This is a genomic window from Jatrophihabitans lederbergiae, assembly GCF_031845305.1.
GTDB lineage: Bacteria > Actinomycetota > Actinomycetes > Mycobacteriales > Jatrophihabitantaceae > Jatrophihabitans_A > Jatrophihabitans_A lederbergiae.
Window position 1 is genome coordinate 1 of the sequence record NZ_JAVREH010000269.1, and the last position, 255, is coordinate 255.

Annotated in this window: 1 protein-coding gene; it reads left to right on the top strand. The window is 66.3% G+C overall.

The window, feature by feature from the left end:
- Positions 1–255, top strand: a 255-nt coding sequence (locus tag RM423_RS26350) for an HAD family hydrolase (protein WP_311425773.1), incomplete at both ends; no start/stop codon positions are given.

Sequence of the window (255 nt, forward strand, 5' to 3'; positions counted from 1 at the left end):
GCGGCACACCGCTGCTGGTGGCCCAGCGCATCACTGGCGCGCCACCGGCCGTGCTCGGGGTGATCGACCTCAAGGACATCGTCAAGCCCGGTATGGCTGACCGGTTCGCCGAGCTGCGCCGGATGGGTATCCGGACGGTCATGATCACCGGCGACAACCCGCTGACCGCCAAAGCGATCGCCACCGAAGCCGGGGTGGACGACTTCCTCGCCGAAGCCAAACCCGAAGACAAGATGGCGCTCATCAAAGGGGAAC